This is a genomic window from Vibrio sp. MMH1-50 (assembly GCF_022347645.1).
Classification (GTDB): Bacteria; Pseudomonadota; Gammaproteobacteria; order Enterobacterales; family Vibrionaceae; genus Vibrio; species Vibrio harveyi.
The window spans coordinates 253,104-273,902 of record NZ_JAKRGG010000001.1 but is presented as its reverse complement, the minus strand read 5'-3'; the positions used below and the strand labels follow the sequence as shown (position 1 = coordinate 273,902).

Annotated in this window: 18 protein-coding genes; 8 read left to right on the top strand and 10 right to left on the bottom strand. The window is 43.1% G+C overall.

Annotation, left to right across the window (positions count from 1 at the left end; genetic code table 11):
• Positions 1-137 precede the first annotated feature (137 nt).
• A complete protein-coding gene (locus tag MHO32_RS01310) occupies positions 138-1,406 on the bottom strand; it encodes a virulence-associated E family protein (RefSeq protein ID WP_239210533.1) in 1,269 nt (422 codons plus the stop codon).
• Positions 1,387-1,572, bottom strand: coding sequence for a helix-turn-helix transcriptional regulator (locus tag MHO32_RS01305; protein ID WP_239210568.1), 186 nt, complete (start codon positions 1,570-1,572; stop codon positions 1,387-1,389). The genes MHO32_RS01310 and MHO32_RS01305 overlap by 20 nt, the downstream gene beginning before the upstream one ends.
• Positions 1,573-1,910: 338 nt before the next feature.
• Here MHO32_RS01305 and MHO32_RS01300 point away from each other — a divergent pair, with 338 nt between their 5' ends.
• Complete coding sequence (locus tag MHO32_RS01300) at positions 1,911-3,299, top strand: hypothetical protein (protein WP_193236702.1); 1,389 nt, start codon at positions 1,911-1,913, stop codon at positions 3,297-3,299.
• A gap of 305 nt (positions 3,300-3,604) precedes the next feature.
• Complete coding sequence (locus MHO32_RS01295) at positions 3,605-4,390, top strand: hypothetical protein (RefSeq protein ID WP_193236704.1); 786 nt, start codon at positions 3,605-3,607, stop codon at positions 4,388-4,390.
• Between the two features lie 186 nt (positions 4,391-4,576).
• Here MHO32_RS01295 and MHO32_RS01290 read toward each other — a convergent pair whose 3' ends face one another.
• From MHO32_RS01290 to MHO32_RS01280, 3 genes are all read right to left on the bottom strand, one after another.
• A complete protein-coding gene (locus MHO32_RS01290) occupies positions 4,577-5,872 on the bottom strand; it encodes a tyrosine-type recombinase/integrase (RefSeq protein WP_239210532.1) in 1,296 nt (431 codons plus the stop codon).
• Positions 5,873-6,219: 347 nt separating this feature from the next.
• Positions 6,220-6,492, bottom strand: coding sequence for a hypothetical protein (locus MHO32_RS01285; protein WP_009698831.1), 273 nt, complete (start codon positions 6,490-6,492; stop codon positions 6,220-6,222).
• Between the two features lie 229 nt (positions 6,493-6,721).
• Positions 6,722-7,441 carry an SIMPL domain-containing protein gene (locus tag MHO32_RS01280; RefSeq protein ID WP_005450432.1) on the bottom strand — a complete coding sequence of 240 codons (720 nt, stop codon included), beginning with the start codon at positions 7,439-7,441 and terminating at the stop codon, positions 6,722-6,724.
• A gap of 163 nt (positions 7,442-7,604) precedes the next feature.
• Between MHO32_RS01280 and MHO32_RS01275 the strand changes: the two genes are divergently transcribed.
• The 6 genes from MHO32_RS01275 to MHO32_RS01250 all read left to right on the top strand — a co-directional run bounded on the left by MHO32_RS01275 (position 7,605) and on the right by MHO32_RS01250 (position 14,970).
• Entirely contained in the window at positions 7,605-7,898 is a 294-nt protein-coding gene (locus MHO32_RS01275) for a hypothetical protein (protein ID WP_049534632.1), read from the top strand.
• 143 nt (positions 7,899-8,041) lie between these two features.
• Positions 8,042-9,790 (top strand): lysophospholipid acyltransferase family protein, encoded by a 1,749-nt coding sequence (locus MHO32_RS01270; protein WP_239210531.1) that lies wholly within the window; start codon positions 8,042-8,044, stop codon positions 9,788-9,790.
• A 600-nt stretch (positions 9,791-10,390) separates the two neighbouring features.
• Positions 10,391-12,343, top strand: a complete 1,953-nt coding sequence (locus MHO32_RS01265) for a PTS mannitol transporter subunit IICBA (RefSeq protein WP_017190060.1) — start codon at positions 10,391-10,393, stop codon at positions 12,341-12,343.
• A 114-nt stretch (positions 12,344-12,457) separates the two neighbouring features.
• On the top strand, positions 12,458-13,606 hold the full coding sequence (locus MHO32_RS01260; RefSeq protein WP_239210530.1) for a mannitol-1-phosphate 5-dehydrogenase: 1,149 nt from the start codon (positions 12,458-12,460) through the stop codon (positions 13,604-13,606).
• A gap of 86 nt (positions 13,607-13,692) precedes the next feature.
• Complete coding sequence (locus MHO32_RS01255; protein WP_005450437.1) at positions 13,693-14,223, top strand: MltR family transcriptional regulator; 531 nt, start codon at positions 13,693-13,695, stop codon at positions 14,221-14,223.
• A gap of 102 nt (positions 14,224-14,325) precedes the next feature.
• Entirely contained in the window at positions 14,326-14,970 is a 645-nt protein-coding gene (locus MHO32_RS01250) for an HAD family hydrolase (protein ID WP_017190058.1), read from the top strand.
• Here MHO32_RS01250 and MHO32_RS01245 read toward each other — a convergent pair.
• From MHO32_RS01245 to glmS, 5 genes are all read right to left on the bottom strand, one after another.
• Positions 14,924-16,318, bottom strand: a complete 1,395-nt coding sequence (locus MHO32_RS01245; RefSeq protein WP_009698837.1) for a heavy metal sensor histidine kinase — start codon at positions 16,316-16,318, stop codon at positions 14,924-14,926. The genes MHO32_RS01250 and MHO32_RS01245 overlap by 47 nt on opposite strands.
• A complete protein-coding gene (locus MHO32_RS01240; RefSeq protein WP_239210529.1) occupies positions 16,311-17,000 on the bottom strand; it encodes a heavy metal response regulator transcription factor in 690 nt (229 codons plus the stop codon). Before MHO32_RS01240 ends, MHO32_RS01245 begins: the two co-directional genes overlap by 8 nt.
• A 73-nt stretch (positions 17,001-17,073) precedes the next feature.
• On the bottom strand, positions 17,074-17,451 hold the full coding sequence (locus tag MHO32_RS01235; protein WP_009698839.1) for a DUF3316 domain-containing protein: 378 nt from the start codon (positions 17,449-17,451) through the stop codon (positions 17,074-17,076).
• A 131-nt stretch (positions 17,452-17,582) separates the two neighbouring features.
• Positions 17,583-18,695, bottom strand: a complete 1,113-nt coding sequence (locus tag MHO32_RS01230; RefSeq protein ID WP_005450448.1) for a DUF481 domain-containing protein — start codon at positions 18,693-18,695, stop codon at positions 17,583-17,585.
• A gap of 222 nt (positions 18,696-18,917) precedes the next feature.
• The gene (gene glmS / locus MHO32_RS01225) at positions 18,918-20,750 is read right to left on the bottom strand and encodes a glutamine--fructose-6-phosphate transaminase (isomerizing) (protein ID WP_005450449.1); all 1,833 of its coding nucleotides are present in this window, start codon (positions 20,748-20,750) and stop codon (positions 18,918-18,920) included.
• Positions 20,751-20,799 lie beyond the last annotated feature (49 nt).

Below are 20,799 nucleotides of genomic sequence, written 5' to 3'. Positions count from 1 at the left end.
TAACGGTTTTAAGAGGTCGATTGATTGAATTGATCAGATGTTCGCAGTGCGAACGACATAAACTTGGTTTTTCTCAATTTACTTCACTTACTCCACTTTAAGTGAGGTAAGTGAAGCAAAGTTATGAACATACAACCTCAGAAATGTGGACGATAGCTGCTTGGAAACAAATACAGTCTGTAACCATCTTTGTAACGAGTTTCAATTTTCCCCTCATCAGCTAATCGCTGTAGAGCTCTGCCAACATGAGCAACATAGTTACATGGTATGCCTAAGATCTGGCTAATTTGGCCTGGCGCAAGCCATTCAGTCTGGCTTCGATTATCATCAGAGCCCATTGATATTCGCTCCTGAAGCATTTTATACCAACGCCCTTTGTCCAAATATTTATCAGATACCGTATCAACCAGAGCCTGCTCGTCCATTGACAGTACCCACGGCTCACCAGCTTCATACATGTGCTTGACCTCCAACCAAAACTGCCGCAATGACTCGGGCTCTTCTTGGCGAAGGCTGCCAGTTCCGTTGTATTGCCACCCGAGAATCCGATTCACAGTAGTCATATCAATGGGTTCATTTAGTTCAATCACACCAAACCGAGTATTACCCGTTCTGTCCTTTAAGAAGTCTTGGCCGTTTACCGTCGCTATCAAAAGCGTTTGCCTCGGTTTTTTGAGGTCGGTACGCGCATAGGGCAACCTGATTGTGTCTGCCTCTTGGGATATAAAGGCTTTCAGCTGACCTTGACTGTGCTTTGTTGAGGACTCCAGTTCACCAAGTTCAACAATCCATGACTTAATAATAGGTAACACGCTATCTTTACAGCGGGGATCTAATGCCCGACCTCCAAGAAATGCCCCTTGTACGATGTCACCTATTCTTGATAAGAACGCGGTTTTTCTAAAAGACTGCTTACTCTGAAGCACTGGAACTAACTTACTGCTAAACCGAGGCTCGTACAGCGCCGCAATACAACCAACAAGCCACCTCCGCATAATTAACTCCGTAACTTCAGGCCTGTTAGAACGGATGCACCCAATAACTTTTTTCACTCGTTCGACGCCATCCCATTTAGAGTCAGACAGATGCAAAACAATAGGGTGATATGAACGCTCCTTTGCCAAGACATGTAGATGATCACCAATTGCAGCTTTTGGTACATCGAATCTTGCACAGTCACTTATTAACTTACTTATTAGCACCTCGTATTCCATCACCTTACCGTTATGGAGCACTTCTATCTCAGTGTTCATCGCATTTAAGTAAGGGACATATCCTTTGTGATCTAACAGTACCCTTAGGTTGTCATCCGTATTGAGAATAAGCTTCTTAACCCCTTCTTTTTTCTTGTCTGGAAAATCGAGTTGAGGCTCGCTCGGCTGACTTTTAGCACTTGTTGTTGTCACTTTTACCCCCTTGACTCTCCATCCAGTTATCTAGCTCAGACTCTCGCCACCCAAGGCAGCGTCCATTGATAAGAATAGGTTTCGGAAATGTTTTCTCTTTTGCCCACCATCGCCAAATAGTTTTGGGAGTTCGTCCTAAGGCTTCTGAAACCTCTTTTAAGGACATGATTCGATTATGTGTCATCAACTTTCTCCTTATCTCATCAAGTGACAGGAGTTAGTATCTTTGAAAAAAAAGGAGGTGATGCTTTTAGGAGGTCGATTGTTTATTTATACAAGCCCCATAACCAGCAAATTAGCATCAAAACGTAATGTATCGAAATTAAGAGAAAGCCATAACTACATGCATTGTTTTTAGAACCATTAGCTATAACTAAAACACCTAATTTTCTTAACAGGACATACAGTTTCACTAACACAGTCCTAATTGCAGTAATAGAAACCTAATTGCTTGAAAATGAATGATAGTGATAAAATCAACGTCCATTTTTGGAGGGCTAGGCATTGAAAAAAAGGCTATTTCCGGCAGATTGTGTTCGCATCAAAAAACTGAAAAAACATCTACGTAACAGCAAATCTTTAAAAGTTAGAATAAAGAGAAAGGAACACAAAAAGAAATTAAGAAAAAAGGCAATGGAAGATGCCAGCTTTATAAAAACCGATAATAATCCAATACTTAGAGATCTGTCGAGAATTTACAAGAATACTCAACTAAAAGCAAAAGACAACAATCAATCTTTTTATAAATTCAAAGCCCCAAGCGTTTTTGATATTTTTTCTGATCCTGAATCAGTATTGAAATCGCTAGGGAAACTTCAGGTATCTTTATCTGACAAAAAAATTAAAAAAGTCTTCTTCAGTCAGTCCAAAGTGACTAAAACTAGCCTTGCTAGTGAGTTCTTGTTAGGCCGACTAGCACTAGAGTATCAAGATTATCGTGCTGAAATTGATAGCCCGATAGACTATGAAGGTAAATTACCAAAGGATAGACGAGCTTGTGAGTTAACAAGACATATTGGCATCCTGTCAGAAGCTATCAGCCCCGGTAATAAATCAATGAAATTTGAAGTTACCAATGGCAGCGTACATGTCTATAAGGTCGATAATAGACTAAATGAGGCAGCTAGCGTTTCTTCCGACGACAAGAAAACTAATACAGCAAATGGATGTGTTGCCCACCTAGAAAAATGCCTCAATGAGCAACTCCTAACCCTGAAAGAGCAAGCAGCAACCAAATTACGTTACTGTATCGGAGAGATATTAGATAACGCAAATGATCACTGTAATAGAACCGCTCCAGTATGGTTTGTTAGAAGCTTTTTGAACACGAGCTCGAAACGAGGTAGATTCTTTGAGCTTATGGTCCTTAACTTGGGGGATACTATCGCTGAGACGTTTGAAGAGCTACCTAAAGAGAGTAAAGCAAAAAAATTAGCTATGAAGTATGTTGATAAGCACTTGGGCAAAGAGTCTAAATGTAATTTATTAACAGTTTCGGCATTACAGGGAAATACCTCATCAAAGAAAGATTCAGATCCTACGCGAGGTCAAGGAACCGTTAATTTAATTGAAACTTTTGAGGATATACATCGCTCTTATGTAGAGTTGCGAGTTCGTGGAGTTGAGAACTCTGCAGCACAGATGAACTTGATATCAGGTTCTACCGTTGTAAAATTCGATGGTACCTACCATTCTCACACAGAGGTAAACTCCAAAGGCGAAGAAAGTGTTACGATTGCTTTCAACAAAGAATCTAGTTTAGAGTTGCCACCAGATTCTAGCTTTGTATACTCAATGAAAGGCGTATATTTTCCTGGTTTGATGATTAACATTAGGATTCCTTTGCAAGGTAGTACGACGCCACTACAAGGTATTGAAGATAAAAATGACTAAAAGCAATGAATTGACTATAGATTTCAGTAAGTTTGACAATGCTAGTCTTTTTACTGGTCGAAAGAACGGTTACCGAGCACGAGAGCACTTTGGCGTAAGAAATGCTGAGTATTTCGTATTCAAAGCAAAACACGAACAATTAGTAACTAGCTCTTATTTTCTTGGTCTAGTTGGTGCTGAACTTTTACATTTATTAGCAAGCCTAGAAGATACGAACGAGCTCCTTACTAGAATTGACATGTCTGGACTAAACCCAGACAGCGCAGAAGAGTGTACTAGAGCGATTAGAAGAGGACTAAGCTCATTTGAAGTCTAGTTATAATCGCTGCTCAGGCTTCTTACTAGTTATACTGTCCACGTTATTTATTACCTTTAAGGTATATGCGGACGACAGTATAGCTACGGTTGAATATTATGATTTCATACCAAATGACCTATGTGTTGTTGAGTATGATCTAACTGATATCCGGTGTGTTGTTGAAGAGAAAACAGAAAGAGAAGACGTAAGTAGTCCTAAAGACACTACATCAAAAGAGAAAAAGTCAGATAACGAATTAAAATCTTCTGACCTCATCGCCATAATAGCTATAGTTGTTTCAGCGGTACTCTCAGCCCTAACTCTATATCTAACTTTTCTTACAAACGCACGTAACCATAAAAACTCAGTTCATGATGAGTTTTGGATGAGACAGATACTGATACCTAAGTTCATAACACCATTTATGCTCTTTATTGACGAGTCTGTGCAGAAATACATTGAAAACGAACACAACCTAACACTCTATTACGTAAAATATGCACGAGTAAAACTCAATCAACTGCAAGACTCAATAATAGTGATAGAAGCAGTTAGTCCCTCCTTGGGAGATAAACTGAGTAACATAATCGAGAGCTTTCATGATAAAGCCGGAGATGCGGAAGGTTTTAGTATTAACAACATAGATGATTTCAAAGTTAAGTTGTTAATGGAAGCCTCTAGAGACGTCATTCTCGCAATCAAAGCGGAGCAACTTCGAAAAAAGAAAGGTATCATCGCGAGGATGATACTTTGGTTTAAAGGTGTATTCAGCACCAATGGACCACAAAGTTAGGTGTTTACTTCCCCAATACAATAACTAAACAACCGCACCAACGAGTGCGGTTGTTTAGTTCTTAGAAAATCAATTTAAGCTCATAATTGTTAAGTTACTTTTTCCGCCAAAGCATAAAACTGAATAAAGCTTACGTAATCGTCAAACAATCATAAGCTCGACTTGAAATTCTTTAGAAAAGATAAGTCATCGAAACTCCACTACGTTAGGTGAAACGTAGTCGACTCTTAATAGTTTGCTTTCCCACAGTTCCAAAGCATGACGTTTCTCACTTAGGTACTCATATCTATCATAGTGTTTTGAGCTCACATCATTGAGCGCATGGTTTTGTAGCCTATCCCTCAATGCTTTACTTATGCCAAGCTCTCCCATCAGGGTTTTACATGTGCGGCGTAAATCTCTAGGGATAAAATGCTCAAAGTGAGGGTGATCATCTCTATAACGAGCAATGGTTTGGCTCAATGAATCTAAGCGAACGTGGTCATTTTCGTCTTTATAATGAGGGAAGATAAAATGACTGGTTGAGTCTCTTTCTCTTAATCTCTTTAAGATCGATATAGCTGTGTTAGTTAAAGGCACCAAGTGGCTACGCTTATTTTTCGAAAGGTCTGGTGTGATAAGCAAGGTTCGTTCATCCCAGTTGATTGCCGTCCATTTTGATGCTGCAATCTCATAAGGCCTCTGCCCTCCAGTATGAATACAAAGAAGAATAAGGCATCGCATCATTTCTGAGGCTCGAACCCCTTCAATGTCAAACTCAATGTCTTGCATAAACTGGTGTAGTTCTGTGAAAGTTAGGTAACGCTCTCCTACTCGTTCTGCGTCTTTTTGTTTTGGTATAGAAGACACTGGATTAAAGGCGAGACCAAACTTAGCGTCTCTCAAGTAATTCGCTGGGTCATTATCATGTGAAAGACCGTAGTTAAATGCGGCATGAAGGTAGCTCCTGACCCGATTGCTCTGTGTTGCGGCACCACGTTGTATCATGTGAGCGAGAATCGTAACAATGTCAGCAGTAGTTACATCGCAAGCTTTCGTTTCTCTAGAAATAAATGGATAAACCTCCTTCTCCAGCGAGCGGTAAACATTTTGATAAGTTCTTTTCCCCTCTTTTTTCATCTGGTTCACGTAACTTTGAAACAATAGCTCTATGCTCCCCTTACGCTCTTCTTCACGTCGGGCGGCTTCACGCTTTTTCTCTGCGTTGGCTATTTCAAATTTAGGATCGAGTCCCTGCTTAAGCATTAAGCCCAGTTTGTGTGCCTCTTTCCGTGCATCAACAAGGCTCAACGCCGGAAATCGACCTAACTGAATAAAGAGACGCTTGCTCTGACGGTAGTAACGGAAGACAAAACCTTTATTGCCACTGGTGAAAACCTTTACTCCGAGGCGCCCAGAGCCTTTTGTTCTGTCATCATCCCAAACATAGTAAGCACTACTTTTCGGCTTGAGCCCCACAATCTCTTTTTGCGTAATTGCCATGGCAGATCCTTTGTTGCGCAACTACACCCAGCACTAAATTGGGTGTAGTTGTGGGTGTAGTTAGGAAGTCGCTTAATGACAGTTTGTGAGATAACATGCAATAAGGCAAGCCTGTTAAGCGCTTAAAATTCAATAACTTTGGTAAGTTGTGAGATAATTCGAGATTCTATGAAACGAGATATTTTACGACTCATAATCGATTGGTCCCCAGTTCAAGTCTGGGAGGGGCCACCATATTCCGAAAGGCTCGTAGAGAAATCTACGGGCCTTTGTTGTATCTGGAAGATAGAGATTCCGTCCAATATCCTCATCGCAAGCCAAGCACTTACGTTTAGGTTTATTTCCAGCTAAGGGCGCTCTAACTCAAGCTTGCTGACCTGATATTCTTCTGTTGCTGAAACTAAGCCGGGACGGTTAATCACTTTCCATAAGAAATAAGGCGGGATCAGGAATGCGATAAAGTAGAACGATTCATGGAAAAAAATATGGGCAATATTCTCTTGATGTTCGCACAGCGCTACAAGAGCACAGAAGTCCAGTAAGATACTCAATACTCCGAATACCACAGAGACAACAATGGTTAAGCCTAACAACTCTCTGAGGTAATGTTTAAAGGCCATTCTAGTAATTCCTTCTAGCTAATAAGTGCGGTCAAAATTACGCCTCTAACTCCTTCTGTGAATTGACTTTTATCAACTTCATTGCCAAACAAATAAGAACTTAGTTTTATAAAAGATCACTTGCATAAGCGAGAAAACCTACAGCACTTATAATGCAATCGATTGAACATAAAAAAGCCAGTCAAATGACTGGCTTGTGAGATTGGGTTGAAACTTGAGATAATCTTGCTTAGTCCGATAGGTAATACTGAACAGTTGAAACAACGCGTACCTTCTTGATGTAAGGCGTATTGCTATCTCGGTCATAAATTGAGAACTGACCTTGTGTCGCTCGCTTAATTTTACCGAGCGAGCTCTGTGAGTCTTTAGCAAATTTTTCTGCTACTTCTCGTGCATTCTTCGTCGCTTCCTCAATCATATCAGGCTTAATCTCGTTAAGCTTAGTAAAGCTGTACTCCACACGATTCGAGTAAGGATCTTGGTTTAATAAAACGCCCTGTTTGCCTAGCTCGCCAATTTCATTGATTGCTGCTCTCACCAAATCAATATTCTGACTGTAAACCGTCACAGTTCGGTTTGCGAGGTAGCGATATTCGATATCTTGCTCACTACCATATTGCTGAGCTTTACGGTCAATGACAGCTGGTGATGACAGAGAGAAGTTTGATTCATTCAGTCCTTTTGCCACAAGAAAATCGATGACCAGCTTAGTCTGCTGATCAATGTCATCAAACATTGCGGTCATATCATTACTCGCCACAGTAAATTGAATAGGCCAAATTACTGTATCCGCTGGGTACTCTCGCTCAGACAAGCCTTTCACCGTAACCACACGTTCATACGCTTTATATTTCACCGCTGTCTGCTGGATAAAGAAACCCAACACTCCCAAACCAATAATTAGACACAGCCCTAACCATATTGACGCTTTGTTGGAAACGTTCTCCATTCATCCTCCTGATTTCGTTAAACCAATCAATTTGTTATGCAGATAAGATAGCCTACGAATGGCAAAAGAATAGCGACCAAAAGCTAAATTTCTGTCATATCACTCGAAATGATGAAGACAATAACATAAAATCGAACAGTGTTTTATTATTGAGTTTATCATCATGTTGAAAACAAAGTTAATGCTTCTTATTAGTGGTGTCTTCATCTCAACTTCTTGTTTTAGTGCCAACAATATGACCTCTGAAGACCCAACAATTGATAAGCAAATCACCGAAGAAAATACGCATGAAGAGCGAACATTGGCTTGCGAAGAAGAGCCTTGTGGAACCAAGGGGTTTGATGGTCGTCTACTATTGGAAAATGAACCAACCAAACAGGTATTAAGCTCTATAGAGTCAATCAGTAAAACGCTTAACGCCATGAGCGTCCTGATGTTTGCCGGTGATAAATCATAAACAAACTCCCCTCATAAATCTGGGTGAATAGCCTTTGTTCAATAAAGCTTCACGGCTTTGTCATCAAAGGCTCATGCTTTTGCCTCTGAACTGTCATCTGTAATTTCTACCATCCAATCAGCAACTTGTACGCTGAGGTAAATATGGATAGTTCGACCCCCTTTCGTCTCCCTCGTAAAACGCCATTTGGCATTGGTGAAAATGTTACTGAATGGGCAACGGGTTTAAACCAACTTGATAAGTTCTACGCCCGACGACCTATCAATGCCGACACCAAAACCTTTCTCCGCTTTACCCTAGATATCTTGGGCATCGATTATCGTATCACTCATGGTTCACTCGACTCTGTTCCTAAGCAAGGTGCAACCGTCATTGTGGCGAACCACCCTCTAGGGTGTGTGGAAGGCGTGATCTTGGCGGAGCTGCTATTGATGGTCAGGGGGGATATTCAAATTTTAGCCAATCAATACCTTAAGACCGTTCCTGAGCTGGATCAGCTCTTCATTGGCGTCGATGTATTTGAAGGCAAAGACGCTGTCAAATCCAACATGAAAGCGCTTAGAGCAGCCAACAAGCATCTGGCTAATGGTGGCTTATTACTCGTCTTTCCTGCCGGTGAAGTATCGCAATTAGTCGATGCGAAACCACAACGTATAGAAGACAAAGAGTGGAGCCGCAGTGTCAGTAGCCTTATCCGCAAAAACAAAGCGACTACGGTTCCAGTCTTTATCAGTGGTCAAAATTCCAAACGCTTTTACATGGCGGGGAAAATCCACCCACTTTTGCGCACCCTAATGCTTGGTCGAGAGCTATTGAACAAACACGCACAAACCATCAAGCTTTCGTTTGGGCAAGCCATAAAATTTAAAGAGCTCAACACACTTAACGATGATCAGGTCGTTAACTATTTGCGCCTCAATACTTATTTACTTAATCGTGACACCCAACCAATCAAGCCCTCGTCCTCTTCGGAAATGCTCTCTCCAATTGCGGCAGGGTTACCCATAGGCGAATTGCTTGAAGAACTGAACAACCTACCAGAAGAAACAAAGCTACTCGAAAGTGGAGAGTTCGATGTCTATTGTGCTGAGGCGAAGAGCATTCCTTCTCTACTGCATGAAATTGGTCGTCTACGTGAATTCAATTTTCGTCAAGTTGGTGAAGGCACTGGATTAGCGATAGATATTGATCACTTCGATCATGACTATCTGCACCTATTTGTGTGGGACAGAGAAAACCAATGCTTGGTCGGCACTTATCGCTTAGGTCTGGTTGATCAACTGATTGAGAAGCGTGGTGTAGAAGGTCTGTATTCACGTACGCTGTTTAACTATGACCAGTGCTTTTTAGATCAGATGGGAAAATCGATCGAGATGGGGCGTTCGGTGATCGCTCAGCAATATCAAAAGAGCATGAGTGCATTATTGCTACTGTGGAAAGGCATTGCGACCTTCGTACATCAAAACCCAGATTACACACACCTATTTGGTCCAGTCAGTATCAGCAATGACTACAGCGACACAGCACGCCAGTTGTTGGCTCAATCAATGACACTGCACCACTATGACAAAGACTGTGCAGAATACGTCACGCCATCTAACCCTCTGCCAGAGAACCATCGTGGTTGGAATACCAGCATGCTTACGGCATTAGGCGATTTACAACTGCTGTCTCGAGTGATTGCCAGAATTGACGAAGGGAAAGGCGTGCCAGTGTTGCTACGTCAGTATTTAAGTCTCAACGGCAAGCTGGTTTGCTTCAATGTAGACCCAGCATTCAACAACGCTTTGGATGGATTGATCATGGTTGACTTGCGTAATGTCCAAGAAAAAACATTAGCACGGTACATGGGGGGCGAGCAGGCTCACCGTTACTTAGGTCAACACCGCTGAGTATTGAAATATCCATGAAAAGTGCGTTGTCATGGATAGAATGAAGCCCTAGAGCAATGCACTTCTAATCTTTCTATCACTAATGACATATCACTGCGTGAAGTGGTTCGAAAAGACATTCATCAACGCAATTTATCAAAACCTTAGCGATGACATTGGTCACGCTAATTACGTCAAAAACTTTCACAAATTACCAAACCAGATATAGATCACACTTACAAGACCAAGCAATACAACACAAAGTGTGATATTGATCACTTGCGGTATTTAATTCGGATTTCAAAAGAAATCAAAAGTGATCTAAATCACAAAGTATTTTGGATTTTAATTTGTCAGAAGATCGAATTGATCACTAGTATTTTTATTGACAGATTTAAAAGTGGCTTTTTGTTATTTATTTACAGGTCAATAAGTCGATCCAAGTCACTTAAAAACCGTTTCTCAGCCTAGGAAATGCGGGCGTAGATCACGAAAAACCCGTTGTCAGTTCCAATTGGAAAATGTGTGGTAAATTGATTGGGTACTAAGCAATCAAACAAGCGGTTTTGGCGAACCGTTTACTACAACAATATTCATCAGAACATCGAACGGGGAATTGTTATGATATCACCAGATGCCAAGATCAAGATACAAAATTTTGGTCGTTTTCTGTCAAACATGGTAATGCCAAACATCGGCGCGTTTATCGCGTGGGGCTTTATCACTGCTCTATTCATCCCAACTGGATGGCTACCTAACGAAACGTTAGCCTCTATGGTTGGTCCTATGATTACCTACTTGCTACCACTGCTTATCGGTTATACCGGTGGTAAATTAGTCGGTGGCGATCGCGGTGCGGTAGTCGGCGCAATCACAACAATGGGTGTGATTGTCGGTACAGACATCCCAATGTTTATGGGTGCAATGATGGTCGGTCCGATGGGTGGCTGGGCGATCAAAAAATTCGATAACTACATCGACGGTAAAGTAAAAAGTGGCTTTGAGATGTTGGTTAACAACTTCTCTGCAGGCATCATCGGCATGCTATGTGCGATTCTTGCTTTTATCTTTATCGGTCCATTCGTAAAAATTCTATCTGGTGGCTTAGCAGCTGGCGTTAACTTCCTAGTATCTGCTCACCTGTTACCACTGACTTCAATCTTCGTTGAACCTGCGAAGATCCTGTTCCTAAACAACGCGATCAACCACGGTATCTTCTCTCCACTAGGTATCCAACAAGCGTCTGAGACAGGTCAATCTATCTTCTTCCTAATCGAAGCGAACCCAGGTCCTGGTCTAGGTATCTTGCTGGCTTACATGGTGTTTGGTAAAGGAACGGCTCGTCAAACTGCCGGTGGTGCATCAATCATCCACTTCTTCGGCGGTATCCACGAAATTTACTTCCCATACATTCTAATGAACCCTCGCCTAATCCTAGCAGCCATTGCAGGTGGTATGACTGGCGTATTCGTTCTAACAATGTTTAACGCAGGTATCGTTTCTCCAGCATCACCAGGTTCAATCTTCGCTATCTTGTTGATGACTCAGAAAGGTTCAATCGTAGGTGTACTCGCATCTATCGCAGCAGCAACAGGTGTGTCATTCGCAGTAGCGGCACTACTGATGAAGACGCAAACGTCAACAGAAGAAGACGGTGATGAAGCTGCACTAGAGAAAGCAACATCACAAATGAAAGACATGAAATCTGCATCTAAAAACGATGCGGTGGTAAACAGCCAAAGCAAAGGTGACGTAGACCTAGCGACAGTACAAAGCATCATTGTCGCTTGCGATGCGGGCATGGGTTCAAGCGCAATGGGTGCAAGCATGCTGCGCAAAAAGGTTCAAGACGCCGGTCTGAACATCCATGTAACCAACCTTGCTATTAACAACTTACCAGAGAGTGCAGATATCGTGATTACTCATAAAGACTTAACGGATCGTGCACGTAAGCATGCTCCGAACGCACACCACATTTCATTGACGAACTTCCTAGACAGCGAAATGTACAACCAGCTAGTCACCAAACTACTAGCAGCACAAAACCAATCCGCAGCCAATGACGACCAAATGGTAAAAGTGTCGGTAATGGCGGCGAACGACGACAGCTTTGAGCCACAGCAACCATCTGTATTCCAAATTCAACGTGAGAACATTCACCTAGGTTTGAAAGCAGCCAACAAAGAAGAAGCCATTCGCTTTGCAGGCAACAAATTGGTTGAACTTGGCTACGCAGAACCAGAATACGTAGACGCGATGTTTGAACGTGAAGCGTTGGTTCCAACTTACCTAGGCGAATCTATCGCAGTACCTCACGGTACCGTAGAAGCGAAAGACCGCGTGAAGAAAACAGGCATTGTAATCTGCCAATACCCTGCGGGTATCCAATTTACTGAAGACGACGATGATGTAGCAAAACTGGTTATCGGCATTGCAGCTAAGAACGATGAGCACATCCAGGTGATTACCACCATTACAAACGCGCTCGATGAGCCGGAGGCAATTGAGAAGCTAACTAGCACCAACGATGTAGAAGAGATTCTGAACATCCTTGGTGGTCAGCAAGCGGCTTAATCACTCCTTTTAATTTGCTCCTGAGCAAACCGAGGTCAGCTGTCACCCCCTATGCGGTTGGCCTCACCCTAGATTCGTTTTAGTCAACATTTCAGACATTGGTAGGTAAGAATTATGAAAAACGCAGTTCATTTTGGCGCAGGTAACATTGGTCGTGGCTTCATCGGAAAACTATTGGCAGATGCAGAAGTCGAGGTCACATTTGCAGACGTTGATGCTCCACTGGTTGATCAACTTAGCCACAAACAAGAATACAAAGTAAAAGTGGTCGGTACGGAATGCCAGATTGACACCGTAACCCACGTCACCGCTGTTAACTCCGCCAGCGAAGATGTCATCGATCGCATTATAAAAACTGACTTGGTAACAACTGCCGTAGGTCCCAACGTACTGGACATCATTGCAAAAACCATCGCGACCGGCATTGCAAAGCGCTTTGCGGCAGGCAACGAAAAACCGTTGAACATCATCGCGTGCGAAAACATGGTTCGTGGCACGACTCACCTAAAAGGTGAAGTGTACAAACATTTGGATGAATCATTACACGCGAAAGCAGACGAGCTAGTTGGCTTCGTCGACTCCGCAGTGGACCGCATCGTACCACCAGCAGAAGCCGCGAACGATGACCCACTAGAAGTCACGGTAGAGAGTTTTAGTGAATGGATTGTGGATGAACAGCAATTCAAAGGTGAAATCCCTGATATCGCTGGCATGGAAAGAACCAATAATCTAATGGCGTTTGTCGAGCGTAAGCTGTTCACCCTAAATACGGGTCATTGCATTACCGCTTACTTAGGTTGCTTGAAAGGACATCGCACTATTCGCGAAGCAATTGAAGACCCAAGCATTCACGCAGAAGTAAAACAAGCAATGCAAGAAAGCGGAGAAGTACTGATCAAACGCTACGGTTTTGACCGCGACATGCACAACGCTTACATCGAAAAGATCCTAGGTCGCTTTGCCAACCCTTATTTAGTTGATGAAGTTGATCGTGTTGGTCGCCAACCAATTCGTAAATTGGGGGCGAACGATAGATTAGTGAAGCCTTTACTCGGTACAATTGAGTATGGCACTGAAAATAAAACTCTTTTGAAAGGCATTGCTGCTGCGTTGAAGTACACTAACGACACCGACCCACAAGCAGTAGAACTGCAAACCTCATTAAAAGAAGTGGGTGTGAAGAAGACGCTAGCGACATACACAGGTCTTGCAGAAGACAGTGCTGAAGTGGCTCAAATCGAGACACTTTACAACCAACTTTGATTTACCTAGGGGAGCTTGGCTCCCCTTCTATATCCTTATCCACTTAAAGAGATGGGGATACTAATAATTAGAAATGTATTCAGTATATGGCAGATAACATCAACGAAACCGAGATCATTGAGCGATTAAACAGCGCACCTTCGGTACGAGGCTTTTTTATTGCAACCGTCGACGTATTTAACGATTCGATCGATGGGCTAGTGCAAAGAATTTTTCGTAAAGATAACTTCGCTGTCCAATCTGTGGTCGGTCCGCTGCTACAAGACTCAGGACCGCTGGGCGATCTATCTGTTCGTTTGAAGTTATTGTTTGGCTTAGGTGTGCTTCCCGATGACATTTATCACGACATCGAAGACATCATCAAACTCAAAAACCAACTCAATAGTGACGCTTCTGATTACGAGTTCACAGACCCCAATATTCTAGAGCCAATCAAAAAACTGCACTTGGTGAAGAAGATGGGTATGGTACAACTCGAAGTCAGCGAACCAGATGACGATATCGACCTTGAGTTCTATCAGCTTCAACTGCAACGTCAACAACAAATCATTAAGTCAGGGCTCTCGCTTGCTATTGTCGAAATCTGCAATGAACTCGGCAAAGAGAGCCCATTCTAACGCTATTTATACCCAAGTTACCTTCAAAAGGATTCGAGGTTGCTTGGGTATAACAACATAATCAATGTCAGCCGCTCTACACCCTACGTAGGAGCTCTACCAATGTTAAAAGCTGTACTTTTTGATATGGATGGACTGATTTTCGACACCGAGTCTATCTACAAACAGAGTTGGCAGTACGCCGCCACCGAGCAAGGCTTAGCCATCACTGATGATTTCTATCAACAATTCATCGGCGTCCAAGACCCTGAATGTGAAAGAATACTCGCCGAGCATTTTCAACAAGCCATCGATATGCCGCGCTACAAGGCTGTGCGAGATGAGCATTTCCATCACCTCAGAGACCAAGGTATTGCGCTCAAACCTGGTTTCGATTCGTTGTTACGAGCCATTAAACAACGTGGTTTGCTCACTGCTATTGTGACCTCTTCTCATCTCCCAGAAGTAAAACATAACTTCAATAATACTGAGTACCTTACCCAGTTCGATTTAGTGATTACCGCTGAAGATGTAGAACGTGGTAAGCCCAACCCCGACTGCTATCAAATGGCTTATCACCACCTCGGCATCGATGCAAAAGAGAGTCTTGTATTGGAAGATTCGAACAATGGCATTAAAGCTGCTCTCGCTGCTGAATGCCACGCCGTGATGATTCCAGATTTACTGCCACCACTGCAGGAATTTAAAGATAAAGTGATAATTAAAGCATCTCTTGAGGAAGTGATTCCGCTTCTGGATACGCTTTAGCTGCGGGCAATATTAAACAGAACTGGGTTTGGTGTTCTTCTGAAGTCACGGTGATCTTGCCATCATAAGCGTGAACGATCGACTGTGTGATCGACAACCCTAGCCCAGCTCCAACGCTGCCAGAATGTTGGCGTGACTTGTCGACTCGATAAAAGCGATCAAATAGATACGGTAGATTTTGCTTAGGTATCGTCTCACCGACGTTGTGAACGGTAATGGTGACAAACTCATCACTCTGCTCGACATCAACACGAATCGTTGTTTCATCATAAGCATGGCGAATGGCATTAGAGAGCAAATTCCCTACCGCTCTCTCAAACATATTTCGATCCATGTACAACATCGCTTGCCCCGAAGTGATGATGCTCAAAGCAGAATCTTCCGCCAGTATGCCAAAGTACTCGATTAAGTGAGCAAGCTGTTCATGAACAGCGAAGTGCTCATTGTGTCGATGGATAAGCTTATTCTCCGCTTTTGCGATATACAGCAAATCATTGATGGTCTTGGTAATTCGGTTTAACTCTTCAAGCGTAGAAGCAATCGCTTCTTGGTATTCCTCCGATGTACGGCACGCGCCTAATATCACTTGGTTTTGGGTCGTAATATTGGTCAAAGGCGTTTTGAGCTCATGAGCAATATCAGAAGAAAACTCACTCAAACGATGAAAACCAGTTTGTAACCGATCCAGCATGGCATTGTGCTTAGTAGCAAGTTCACGTAGCTCTACTGGTAAGGTTTCTGGGGCAATGCGGATATCCAACTGTTCTGGTGTGATGTGTTGAATGTGCTTATTTAAGGTCAAAATGGGCTTTAAACCGCGATTAACGATCACTCGGCTAAATAGCGTCGATGCAATAAATGCGAAGCCTAAAGACCAAAATAAGATCCAACCAAGCTTATTTAAGAATAATCGATGATGGTTGATGCTCACGCCAATAACAACAGTGACATCTTTGGTTTTAAAAGCGAACGCTCGAATATCTAACGAGTTTTCACGCCACTCTATCGCATTGTTTTGATTTAAGATCTGTGGAGAGCTCAGCGTCAACGACAAATCCTTAGGGATAGAGAGCGTCGAGTTTTTGTAAGTCAGTGCTTCCTCTTTAAATGCCCACATATAGACAGAGCTATTGTCGATAAGTAGATAAGCCGACTCCGGTGAGACCAGCATCGTCTTTTCTATCGAGTTATATTTGGTCACTGTGTCGTTGTAATCTTGGGTGAAGAAATGACGTTCGATGGTGTAATACAGAATGAATGCTAAAGCGAGATATACCACCAATGTCGTGCCAACAAACATCAAAACGAGCTTGTTTTGCATAGAGAGGTTGGCTGGTAACTTACGCATCAAGAGCTTCCAACTTGTAGCCCATCCCTCTAACGGTGTGGATCAAAGCTACCTCAAACGGCTTGTCGACCTTTTGGCGCAATCGCTTAACGGCAACATCGATAACATTGGTGTCGCTATCAAAGTTCATATCCCACACCAGTGAAGCAATGGTCGTTCGTGATAGGACTTGTCCCTCTTTTCGCATCAAAAGCTCAAGTAGCGCGTATTCTTTGGCAGTTAAAGTGATGGTTTGCCCGTTCCGCGTCGCAACTCGCTTCATCATGTCCAGCTTTAGGTCGGCTATTTGCAGCGTCTGCGAAGAAGTTAAAACTCGCGAGGAAGTATGATGGCGAAACACATTTTGAATTCTCGCCAGAAGCTCGGCAAAGGCATAAGGTTTGACGACGTAATCATTGGCTCCTAATTCAAAACCACGAACACGATCCTCAATTTGTTCTTTAGCCGTAAGCATAATGACCGGGGTATGGATATCACTGCTACGCAGGGTGTTAAGCACTTGCCAACCGTCGAGCTTTGGTAACATGATATCGAGAAGAATAAGATCATAAGACTCACTTGTTGCATGATACAGCCCGTCTACACCATCGCGCACCCAGTCAACAACATAACCCGATTCTACCAACCCTTTTTGCAAGTATTCTCCGGCTTTCAATTCATCTTCTACAATCAGTAATTTCAACTTCTATCCTCTACCTCAGCCATCAAAAAAAGAGTACGACGCAACAACATCATACTCTTTTCACGCTTCACTTTTATCGATTACTGTCGCGCTCTGCATAGTGCACTTTGACATTCACTGTACCGACATATTCCAGCTGCCCATCTGCGTTCATGCGTTCTTGAACCGTGATGAACCCACTGTCTTTCAGATGAGTGCTCTTAGATGCAATATTGAAGTTAGAGATATTCAGCTCTTTATTAAGCTCACGAGCCGACATGCTTTTCAAAGCATTAAGTTCAGCGAAAGCTTGTTGGTATGCGGCATCTGACGTTGCGGTAGGTTCCACAGAGAGAGTCTTCATCTCTTCTCTGCTCACATAATTACCGCTAGTGAAGATAGGGTTGGCAAACGCGGATGCGCTAGTGATTGCCATAGCTGCGACAAGGAGAGCGGTTTTCATTGCTTTCATGTTGATGACCTTTTCAGTGTGTTTGTTTTCAATGACTTCATTATTCAACAAGACACCTGACACCAACCTATCCCAAAGATGACATTTTTGTCATAAATCCAACAATCATCTTCGCCTCACAAGGAGCATAATCAAATCTCGTAAGTTAAACCAAAGTGGAATTTGTAGTCGTCTTTCTCTGGTACTACCCCCTCCGAGTCGGCTTTGGTGTCAGAGACATGATCCCAAACGGCTTTAATGCTAAGTTCAAGATCATCAACAAGATCGATATCGAAACCTAGCTCATTGGTATGACGGGCGCCGCCCGCGTCGTTACTTGCCCAATTCAGGTTATAGGTATGGCTTAAATCGATGTCATCGGTCAGTTCATACTCAAAGTTAGATTCAAACGCCAGCGTGTTACTGGTCGCGTCACCCGATTCCCCCTCTTCTACCGTCTTAAAATCGGTGTACTGATAACCGGGACCAATAGAGACATCCCACTCTGTTTGTGAATTGGCAATGATAAAGTAACCCATCTGCATTGAAGCATTAACCTGGTATTCAATGTTTTGAAACTCATCACTGAGTACAGAGAGTTTGAGCGGTCGAAAGAACAGACGATTGCTCAAATAGATATCGTAGGAGCCATCAAACGAACTATTGTTTGCCGTCGTTTTATCATTCGTCTTGGAGTTTTCGTGCTTCGCTTTTAACTTAGTGCGCGAGCCAACGGTATTTCTTTCCGCTTCCACTTCACCGAGCAGTGAAAACTCATCGGTGTTGCCTTTGCTAATGTCTAAACCAAAGAAAATCTCGGTCGTCCAATGATCAGAATCTTTCTCTGCCCCGCGATAAATCGATACAACATCCGTAATAGGAAACGCCATCTCTTCACCGTCATTAGTCAAGTACAGCTGCTCATCACGAATCGACAAGTAACCGTCGAAAACATCACCGCTTGCGGTTCGAATGGTAAAAAAGCTCGCTGTTTCTAATATCGCGATATCTTCCAGTTCAATCTCTTGATCACCAAGATCATCACTATCAAATTCAATCTCTTGATCGAACGAGTTCGTTTCTTCTTTGATTGTCCCCGTTAACTCGCCTTTGATCACCTCGCCAGATTTAAGTTGTAGCCAATCATCGTTTTCATCAATAAATACTGTTTGGCTTTTGCGTTGCTGCGTTTGTTCTTCATCTGCTAAGGCGTAGTGATGGTAGAACGAAGAAACAATACATACTGCCAAGAGTTTGATTTTCATAGTGACCTTTTCAGTTCAATAGAAACCACATCCGTTGGGCTTACGATAGTAATGCTCGCCGTCCGACGTGTCAGAAAGTAAACAAGTGAATGTCAACGTATTGCGCATCATAACCATGTCAACAAGCATAAAAAAAGCGAAGTCATGTGACTTCGCTTTAGGTTCTCGCTACTTACATAGCGCAACATAAACAAGTGTAATCTTAATCACACCATGTGTTGATTATTCTACGGTTACCGCTTTCGCTAGGTTACGTGGTTGATCTACGTCCGTACCTTTGATCAGCGCTACGTAGTAAGAAAGTAGCTGCATTGGAATGGTGTAGTAGATCGCCGCCGTGATTTCACTAACGTGTGGCATTGTGATGATCTTCATTGTCTCATCACCTTCGAAGCCTGCGTCAGCATCGGCAAATACGTAAAGCAGACCACCACGAGCACGTACTTCTTCAACGTTTGATTTCAGCTTCTCTAGAAGATCGTTGCTTGGTGCAACAACCACAACTGGCATATCTGCATCGATCAATGCTAAAGGACCGTGTTTCAATTCACCTGCCGCGTAGGCTTCTGCGTGAATGTAAGAGATCTCTTTTAGTTTTAGAGACGCTTCCATCGCGATTGGGTAGAACTCACCACGACCTAGGAATAGAGTGTGGTGTTTATCGGCAAAGTCTGGTGCTAGTGCTTCAATTTCTTTTTCGAAAGACAGCGCTGCATTGATTTGTTTCGGTAGAGCGTGAAGCGCTTCTACGATCTCTTTTTCTTTCTCTTTGCTAATGCGGTTTTGTTGCTTACCAAGTGCCGTCACTAGCATGAGTAGCGCAGAAAGCTGAGTCGTGAACGCTTTAGTTGATGCCACACCGATTTCCACGCCTGCACGTGTCATGAATGCGAAGTCAGACTCACGAACCAAAGAAGAACCCGCTACGTTACAGATGGTCATTGCCGCCATGTAACCCTTCTCTTTTGCTAGGCGAAGTGCTGCTAGCGTATCGGCGGTTTCACCAGATTGAGAAAGCGTGATCAATAGGCTGTTTGGACGCGTCACAAATTTGCGGTAACGGAATTCAGACGCGATTTCTACATCACAGCTCACGCCCGCAATGTCTTCAAACCAGTAACGTGCTGTCATACCAGCGTTGTAAGATGTACCACATGCAACGATTTGTACGTGTTCCACTTTGCTTAGGATTTCTGCCGCGTTAACACCGATTGCTTCAGTGACAACAGAGTCTGCCGTGATACGACCTTCCATTGTGTTGATCAACGCTGTTGGTTGTTCGTAGATCTCTTTCTGCATGAAGTGACGGTATTGACCTTTGTCACCTGCGTCGTGTTCCGCGTTTGATTCTGTGATTTCGCGTTCTACACGCTCACCTGTTGCATCAAATACCGTTACGTCACGACGAGTGATCTCAGCAACATCACCTTCTTCTAGGTACATGAAACGGCGTGTTACGTTAAGTAGCGCAAGTTGGTCAGATGCGAGGAAGTTTTCACCCACACCAAAACCAATAACGATTGGGCTACCTGAGCGCGCCACAACAATACGTGAAGGATCTTTACGATCCAGTGCCACTGTACCGTATGCACCTTCAAGTTGTTTTGCTGTTTTTTGTACTGCTTCAAGCAATGTTTCTGAAGTGCGAAGCTCCCACTCAACCATGTGAGCGATAACTTCAGTATCCGTTTGAGATTCAAATACGTAACCGCGAGATTGAAGTAGCTCACGTAGCTCTTCGTGGTTTTCGATGATGCCGTTGTGTACTACTGCGATGTCACCAGACATGTGTGGGTGTGCGTTCACTTCTGAAGGCTCACCGTGTGTTGCCCAACGAGTGTGTGCGATACCAGTACCGCCGATCACTTTTGCTTGATCAACTGCGTCTGCCAGCTCTTGTACCTTACCTAGACGACGAATACGCGTTAGGTTGGTTTCGCCATCAACGATCGCTACGCCCGCTGAGTCATAACCGCGGTATTCCAAGCGACGTAGACCTTCAACCAAAATTTCTGCAACATCTCGTTGTGCTACTGCACCTACGATTCCACACATGTGTTTATCTCCGTTTGTAGTTTTGTTCTTCCCTAGCCATGGTTTCAAA